This is a genomic window from Fulvivirga sp., assembly GCF_040220315.1.
In the GTDB taxonomy this organism is placed as follows: domain Bacteria; phylum Bacteroidota; class Bacteroidia; order Cytophagales; family Cyclobacteriaceae; genus Fulvivirga.
In genome coordinates, this window is sequence record NZ_JAVJUY010000237.1 from 1 (window position 1) to 7,948 (window position 7,948).

General features: G+C 37.8%; 9 protein-coding genes. 2 read left to right on the forward strand and 7 right to left on the reverse strand.

All coding sequences use genetic code 11. The features are described from left to right. Positions 1-359 (forward strand): phosphoglycerate kinase (gene pgk, locus RLO81_RS11335; RefSeq protein WP_350111555.1); only part of this gene is annotated, 359 nt, incomplete at its 5' end. Positions 360-402: 43 nt separating this feature from the next. Further along, positions 403-2,013, forward strand: coding sequence for a hypothetical protein (locus RLO81_RS11340; protein WP_350111557.1), 1,611 nt, complete (start codon positions 403-405; stop codon positions 2,011-2,013). Here the strand turns inward: RLO81_RS11340 and RLO81_RS11345 are convergent. From RLO81_RS11345 to RLO81_RS11375, 7 genes are all read right to left on the reverse strand, one after another. Further along, positions 2,010-2,639 (reverse strand): flavin reductase family protein, encoded by a 630-nt coding sequence (locus tag RLO81_RS11345; protein ID WP_350111559.1) that lies wholly within the window; start codon positions 2,637-2,639, stop codon positions 2,010-2,012. The two genes, RLO81_RS11340 and RLO81_RS11345, sit on opposite strands and share 4 nt — an antisense overlap. A 64-nt stretch (positions 2,640-2,703) precedes the next feature. After that, positions 2,704-3,072 (reverse strand): DUF2784 domain-containing protein, encoded by a 369-nt coding sequence (locus RLO81_RS11350; protein WP_350111561.1) that lies wholly within the window; start codon positions 3,070-3,072, stop codon positions 2,704-2,706. A 14-nt stretch (positions 3,073-3,086) separates the two neighbouring features. Continuing rightward, positions 3,087-4,010, reverse strand: coding sequence for an aspartate carbamoyltransferase catalytic subunit (locus tag RLO81_RS11355; protein WP_350111563.1), 924 nt, complete (start codon positions 4,008-4,010; stop codon positions 3,087-3,089). After that, on the reverse strand, positions 4,010-4,558 hold the full coding sequence (gene pyrR / locus RLO81_RS11360) for a bifunctional pyr operon transcriptional regulator/uracil phosphoribosyltransferase PyrR (protein WP_350111565.1): 549 nt from the start codon (positions 4,556-4,558) through the stop codon (positions 4,010-4,012). Before pyrR ends, RLO81_RS11355 begins: the two co-directional genes overlap by 1 nt. Positions 4,559-4,588: 30 nt before the next feature. Next, positions 4,589-6,130, reverse strand: coding sequence for a hypothetical protein (locus RLO81_RS11365; protein ID WP_350111567.1), 1,542 nt, complete (start codon positions 6,128-6,130; stop codon positions 4,589-4,591). Next, positions 6,096-7,640 (reverse strand): hypothetical protein, encoded by a 1,545-nt coding sequence (locus RLO81_RS11370; protein ID WP_350111569.1) that lies wholly within the window; start codon positions 7,638-7,640, stop codon positions 6,096-6,098. The genes RLO81_RS11365 and RLO81_RS11370 overlap by 35 nt, the downstream gene beginning before the upstream one ends. Continuing rightward, positions 7,637-7,948 (reverse strand): EVE domain-containing protein (locus tag RLO81_RS11375; RefSeq protein WP_350111571.1); only part of this gene is annotated, 312 nt, incomplete at its 5' end. The genes RLO81_RS11375 and RLO81_RS11370, both read right to left, overlap by 4 nt.

A 7,948-nucleotide genomic window follows, 5' to 3' on the forward strand; every position in this document is an offset into this window, starting at 1 on the left:
ATACTAAAATTGTGGCTAATACCAGCATTCCTGACGGGTGGATGGGCTTAGACATTGGGCCGCAAGCGAGTGAAGTCTTCTCCAACATAATTAAAAAATCGAAAACCATTTTATGGAATGGCCCTATGGGCGTTTTTGAAATGGAAAAATTTTCGAATGGCACCAATAGTATTGCCAAAGCGGTTGTAGAAGCCACTGAGAATGGAGGTTTCTCCTTGATTGGCGGTGGCGATTCTGCCTCGGCTGTAAACAATTTGGGCTATGGCGATAAGGTGAGCTATGTATCTACTGGTGGTGGTGCCCTTCTCGAGTATATGGAAGGTAAGGTGTTGCCTGGAGTGGCTGCTCTTGAGGAATAACATTCATTTATAGCATTTTCATGCGTATATTCATACCATGAAAATGCTTTTTATACTTCTTGCTTGTTCCATTTCAATTGGTGCTGCGGCACAATCACAAGACAATTATTCAGAATTAGTTGCATTGTTTAACAACTGGCGCACTTTTGAAAAGCCTCCTTTAAAAGAAGGCGCTCCAGACTATACTTTAGAAACATTTAACAAAAGATGGCCTGCCTTTGAAAAATTACAAGCTCAGTTAATTGCTATTGACACCACAGGATGGTCAGTGGCGAGCAAAGTTGACTGGCTTATAGTCTGGGCAGAAATGAACGGCTACCAATTTAATTATGACATTCTAAAGCCATGGGTACGCGATCCGGCTTTTTATAAGTCGGTCTGGACATATCGAAGTGATGTACCCGCCCATGAAGGGCCGACACACCACATGACCACCGAGCTATGGAAATATACCTTTCCTTTAACCAAAGATCAATCAGCTCAATTAATTGCTGATTTAATAATTATACCACCTTTGAATGAGCAAGCAAAGCTGAATTTAACAGGCAATGCCCGAGACCTCTGGATAACAGGAATACGAGATTTAAGAATGCAAAGTGCCGATTTAAAAACCCTATTAACGTTTGATGGTGTAAGCAGAAACAAGAAGCTGGTTGCTGTAATAAATACAGCAATTAGTTCAACTGAAGACTTTATAGAATGGTTGGAAAGCAAATCTGAGGAGAAGACCGGGCCTTCAGGCATTGGAAAAGAGAATTATTCCTGGTATCAGCAAAATGTGCATTTAGTACCTTTAAGTTGGGATGATGAAGTGATGCTGCTTAAAAGGGAATTAGCGAGGGCATGGTCAGCTCTTAAATTAGAGGAGCATAGAAACAGAAAATTACCGGCTATCGAGCCTGTTAACTCCCCTGAAAAATACGATCAATTAGCCAAAATATCGGCACAAAGCCTGCTCAACTTTTTAGAGAATGATGAAATAGTTACTGTGAAGGATTATTTTAAACCTGCATTAGATGCGCATTTAGGAAGTTACGTACCTGAGGAGACACGGAATTTTTTCTGGATAACGGCCCATCACGATCCAAGGCCGCTTTATTCTCACTTCTACCATTGGTTTGAGTTGGCCAGAATGGATACAGAGCCGCATGCCAGCCATATTCGCAGCACACCACTATTGTATAACATTTTTGATTCACGTAACGAAGGCATGGCAACAGCAGTTGAAGAAATGTTTATGGATGCCGGCTTATATGATGATAATCCGAGAGTTAGAGAAATAGTGTACATACTTATTGCACAACGAGCGGCTCGTGGCTTAGGCTCATTATATGCCCATGCTAATATGATGACAATGGAAGAAGCTGGTGGCATACACTCTGAGTATACTCCGCGAGGGTGGATGAAAACAGAAAAAGAGCTTTTAATTTTTGAACAACACCTATACCTGAGACAACCAGGCTACGGGACAAGCTACATTACTGGTAAGTATCTCATGGAAAATGCTATGATGGAATTCGCGCTGTTGATGGAAATGAATAACGAGCAATTCGAACTTAAACGTTTTTTTGATACTATGAATTCTTATGGAAACATACCTGTTTCTCTTGGAACCTGGCAATTAACAGGAAATGGCATGAACCTACCTGATTAAAAATTTGGCAGTTCTGAGGCGCGTGCGTAAGGATGTTGCTCTTGATGATGTAAACTGTAATAATTATTTAAACCGCCAATACCAACTATGTTAGCTTTATCAAGTTCAATATAACCATTGTCATCAAGTATTTTATCGTCTATTAGTAGATGTTCAATGGATCCTATAATAAGAATCGTGTTATTGATGCTGAGTGGTATTAGTTCTTGAAGATGCATCCCCATTTTTAGTGGACTATCTTTTACAAATGGTGCGTCAAATCCTGAAATAACCTCTGGTTCTATTTGGCAAGATTCAAATTCATCAACACTGTTATCAAACTTTGCTGATGTATAATGCGCCTTTCGTATTAGTTTTTTCGGAACAGAATTAATTGTGTAAATGGCATTTTGTTGTATGTTGTCTAGTGTGTTTCTTGGAACATCCCCCGCAGGCCTGCAAATCATACCAATTAAAGCCGGATTACTGCCTAAATGAAATACCGAACTAAAAATTGCTAAGTTTCTTTTACCAGAATTCGATTTTGTTCCAATCAGATTGGCGGGTTTAACTCCAGTAACACTATTAACTAAGTTCAGCCTTTTAATTCTTTCAGTATTTTCTAAATCAGACTTTGTAAGATGCATGGTACACTGTTTTAATAATAACAGTATGACTGACTTTCTGTTTTTAAATTTGATACTGAGAAAACTAGATAGTGACTTTTTTGAAAAAATTAGCTTTAATGGAAGCTATAATTGCCAGTAAGAATACAGTAAGTGTAAGGGTATCAACGGTTGAACGAGTCCATCCTAACCCAAAAATATTATTGGAAAGATACTGAATAAATGAAGCAGGTAAGTTTCTTTCTCCTAATTCACGTTTTATATCCCACTCCCAATCAGTTAGAATGCAATATCCAAACCCTTTCCAAATACCCAACCCTAACCATGAAAATAAGGTGAGACCTACCACAATCAAATGTAGTTTTCTGGTTTTGGGGTGAATCCATCCAAATAAATTAAAGAGTATCACCACGCAATGGGTGGCGAATAGAAATGCATCCAGAGCCTTTAGCATAAGATAGTAAATTGTTACTGCACTCCTGCAAGCAAATACAATACCGCCATTCTTATGGCAACTCCATTTTCTACCTGCTCTAAAATGAGTGAATGATCGGAGTCTGCTACATCACTATTTAATTCCACCCCTCTATTAATTGGCCCAGGGTGCATTATTGTAATTTGCTTGTCGAGGCTGTCCAGCAGCTTTTTATTAATACCGTAATATAGCGAGTACTCCCTTAGTGACGGGAAGTACTTAATATGCTGTCTTTCCAGCTGTATTCTGAGTATGTTAGCCACATCGCACCACTGTAATGCCTTACGTACGTCCAACTCAACTTTAAGATTTAATGAATTAATATATTTTGGCAGTAAAGTGTTTGGTCCGCAAACCATCACTTCAGCGCCAAGTTTTTTAAGTGCAAAAATATTAGATAATGCTACTCTTGAGTGCAAGATGTCCCCTATTATCGCCACTTTTAGACCTTCAAGGCTTCCGTGTTTCTGATAAATAGAGAACGTATCTAATAGAGCCTGTGTGGGGTGTTCGTGCGTACCATCACCGGCATTTACAATATTGGCATCTATGTGTTTGGCTAAGAAATGTGGTGCACCGGGGCTGCTATGCCGCATTACTACCATATCCACCTTCATAGCTAATATATTGTTAACAGTATCAAGTAAGGTCTCCCCTTTTTTAACCGATGAGTTGGACGATGAAAAGTTAACAACATCGGCAGAAAGTCTTTTTTCTGCCAATTCAAATGAGAGTTTAGTTCTTGTGGAGTTCTCGAAGAAAACATTGGCGATTGTTATATCTCTTAAAGAAGGGACCTTTTTTATTGGCCGGTTAATTACTTCTTTAAAGCTGGCTGCTGTTTCAAAAATGAGTTCAATATCCTCTCGGTTTATGTTCTTAATTCCCAGAAGGTGTTTTTGACTCAGTCTTGACATTATTTTTCTTCCTTATTTATCAACCAAATTTTATTACTCTTGTGGCCCTGTGCCTCCAACTCTACCAGTACTTTCTGGCTATCCATAGTATTTACATCTATGCCAATATAGTCAGCTTCAATAGGCAACTCACGGGAATATTTGCGATTTACCAAAGTTAGAAGCTCAACCCTATTTGGCCTTCCAAAAGCAATCATTGCATCCAAAGCCGAGCGCACTGATCTGCCTGTATATAAGACGTCATCGATTAAAATCACGTTTTTTTCTTCAATAATAAATGGCACATACGTTGAGTTGGCTGCCACCGGGGTTTCCCTCCTTCGAAAATCGTCTCGGTAAAAGGTGGTATCCAATTGTCCAAGATGAATATTCTTACCTGTGGCCTTCTCAAGTTTCTGATGAATCAATTCCGCTAAAAATACTCCGCGTGGCTGCATGCCTAGTATTACAGAGTCTTCAAAATCGTCATGAATTTCAATGAGTTGCTGGCAAAGCCGATCAAGTGTGATGCTTAAGAGGTTGGAATCTAATATGAGTTTCTTTTGCATTGCCAAACTGAATGCAAATATATAATTATCTCATTTGTAAATCACTTTATTGATAAAAAACACCTTTCTTTTTAAGTCAACAGCTCCGGAAGTAAGGTTTTTTATTTCTTGGGTACCGTAAGTAATAAATACATTGCCATACCAACTGTTAAGGCCCTGAATGCTGGTGCTTTGCTCAATCAAGTTGTCAGAGTCATACTTCAGTTTAATTGGGGTTAACTCCTTGTCTTCTATTACTTTATCTTCTTTAATTATTTTCGATCGTATCTTGTCATTAAACACATATAATAGTGCTATTCGATCTTTGTCTACACTTGCATGCACAAACTGTTCTAGTTCAAAGGATATAACATCATTAATTTCGAAGCTATTATCCCAGAGAAGATTACCCTTTTTATCAAACCCTAGCAAAACAGCATGGGTGTATTTAAAACCATCAAAGATTCTATTTGAACTGTAGATGCCACGATTTATTGAATATATTGGCGTGAAAATTCCGGTATAATTTCCTTGTATATTTTTGTATTTGGGATAAAAGGCTTCACCCAACAACACATAATTATCCCCGTTTTCAATGATATCGTGTACCAAAAGCCGATAAGTAAATTTTATTTTTTTGTTTTTTATTTTTCTTCGCTCAATTCTATTTCTTACCCTTCGTTCACGTCCGGAGCGCATATAGTTGAAAAAATTGCCCAGCTCGGCATAATTATAATAATTAATTTCATGCGTTCCATCTGCATTTACATTTGCCATAAATACGCCTCTAGAGTATTCAGAGTTTCTTTTTCCGTATACGCCAGCTACCATCTGCGCACCTTGATTTAATGATTCAGAGCGACCAAAAAGCAAGCCTTTTTTCTTGTCGGTATCAAGAGCAGTTTGCCTCAGAAGTTCTCCTCTCGTGCTGTAGGTATAAATAAAAATTGTTGCCTTTTTATCGATTGTTTTACCCGTTAATAATATATCAAACGTATTTTTTGAGTTCACTTTTATTTGGGCAAAATCAGCATTTTCTATAAACAGGCCAGGCAAAATGACAGGTATTTGGTTTTCAAAATTATAGAGAATAACAAGCGGGCGATAGTTAAAATAACCTCCTATGATTGCAGCATTATCTGAAACTTTAAAATCAAACAATGAAAATGGAATGTAATTTCTAATTACATAGCTATTTGCCGAACCGTCATTAACATCAAATGATATAAGTTCCAGGTTTCTGTCCTTGGGGTCGTCTTTTGAGAACAAAAAATACAATTTACCCTTATCGAAATACTTACTCAATAACACCTGGTTTTTTGGCACATTGTAAGTCCTATCCCAATTACCATAAAATGCTGTATCAAGTTTTATAACCTTCCACTCAATTTCAGATCCGCCAGGTTCTCGATGGTTGCTGATAAGGAATAGTCCATTTTCACCGGCTGGTATAACGTCAACCTTGTCATAATTACTAGGTATTTCAAACCTGTCTGGTTGAGTGATCTGAGCTGTTAATTCTGTTACTATAAAAAGGAGGACTACTCCTAACAACAATCTACTTAAATACCACTTTATTGATGTATAATACATTTCTTCTATCTAAAGTCTCCACTTCACTATCAATTTTATGATAGCCCCAAACAATGAAATTATTATCATACCAATACTCACTTCTGCCTGCCCCTCGATATGTATGCACAATTTTTTCACCTTCATTTTTTAACTTGAGTGGTTCTTCACCTTCCTCTATAGTTTCTGACTGCTGAACAGTTTTAAAGTTTATGGTTTCTTCAGCCCGATACAACATGCTCAATTGTCTGTCGTGTTCGGCTACCTGAACAATCTGATCCAATGCGTATGTTTCAACTTCTTTTATTTTTAAGCTATTATCCCAGATAACATCGCCTGATTTATTTAAACCAACTACAATTGATTCCAGGTATTCAAAACTGGAGGCATCATCTACATTATGTATTTTACTTGGTTGTTTCGAATACCGTTGTGCAGCCCTGTTTCTTCTTTCAATTTCCTCCTGAGAAGCAAAACCATTATCAATACCAGGTCTTGAATGTGTAATGTAGTCAGGGTCAAAAATTTCAGCTGCTAGTAAATAGCCGTCTTTACTTTTTCTAACCTCATGCAAGAGCAGGCGCGATGAATAGTGAACATCTTTGCCTTTTTCAGACTTACGTTTCATTTTCGCTTTAATCCTGGCTGCCCGCTTTGGTTTCATATAATCAAAGAAATGTTCTAATGCGAAGAAATTGTGGAATTTGACAATATTATCCTGGCCTGCTGGTTTTACAACTGCTATATAAAGGCCGGAAGAATAGTATGATTTGCTCATACCATACGTACCTGCCACGATGATGTTGCCATCAATAAAACCGCTGGATTTAGCACTAAGAATGTGATAGCGCTCATCCATCTTAACTTCCCGCTCAAATAATAATTCTCCATCGTAGCTATAGGTGCGCAAACGAACTAATGAACCAACATAGTCCTTTTCAAGCGTAATTACGTTAAAGGTTGAGTTGCCATTATCTCTAAGATCTACCACATTACTTCTATCCTTAAAGAACCCCTGAACCACCTCAAAACTCTGCTCACCAAATTTATATGACACCAATGTAGGACTCAGATTTACATAACCTGCTAGAATTAAACCATCCTCCAAAACTGCCATGTGGCTTAATTCCAGAGCTATTTCGTTTTTTATATCATACCTGGTAACCTCGCCATCCAGTACGGAAATAGCCATAAGATGGTAATCATTTTTTTCATACTGCCCATCTCTAAAAAGGAGATACATTTTCGACCTCGTGATATCAAAACCTTTAAACTCAAGTTTGGTATCTATGGATAGCTCAGTACTCCAACGTTCTGTCAATGTTGTATCCAGCGATACCATATGTAGTACATTGCCTTTTTTATACTTATCTGTATCTCGGTAGATGATAACACCCAGATCACCTACCGGAAGTACTGTAAAAAAATCATCGTTATTTTTTTTCTCGAGTTCATACCGATGGGTCTGGTATACCTGTGAGAAAACTGCAGTTGCCAGTAATGAAAATAATATGATCAAAATATTTTTCACTCGTTACCTTTACCCACAATTATGTCAAACTCTTCTTTTTTAACTGGCTGAACAGATAAACGCGAGTTTTTAACCAAAACCATTTCAGATAATCTGGAATCGGCCTTTACATCTGCTAATGTTACTTCTTTTTTAAACTTCTCTACCGGTGCAATGTCTACCACCACCCACCGATCATCTTCAGTAGTAGGATCCTGATAAAATTCTTTTACTATTTTAGCTAAACCAACAACACATTTATCATTTACGCTATGATAATAAAGAGCCAAGTCGCCCACTTTCATTTCTTTCATGTTGTTTCTTGCCTG